This window comes from Corallococcus sp. AB049A (assembly GCF_003668885.1).
In the GTDB taxonomy this organism is placed as follows: Bacteria; Myxococcota; Myxococcia; order Myxococcales; family Myxococcaceae; genus Corallococcus; species Corallococcus interemptor.
Map to the genome: position 1 here is coordinate 1 of NZ_RAWL01001510.1, position 253 is coordinate 253.

At 60.1% G+C, this 253-nt stretch carries 1 pseudogene; it reads right to left on the bottom strand.

The window, feature by feature from the left end:
* Positions 1-190 (bottom strand): annotated as a pseudogene (locus tag D7X55_RS42780) (hypothetical protein); the annotation flags it as partial.
* Positions 191-253 lie beyond the last annotated feature (63 nt).

Sequence of the window (253 nt, forward strand, 5' to 3'; positions counted from 1 at the left end):
TCTCGTCCATCTTCTTCATGAGGTTCGTGATGGTGCTCATGATCTGCGAGTCCTGCTGAACCTTCTTCTGCGCCTCCAGGAAGCCGCGCTGCTCCGGCGGCGCCTGGGCGATCATGTCGTCCATCGAGGAGCGCTGGGAGTTGGAGGTGCTGATGGCGGTGGAGAGGACGTTCGCGAGGCCGCTGGCCATGGTGTGCTCCTTCAGGAGGACGACGAGGGATTTTGAACGGCGACAGCTACAAAAGGATTATCG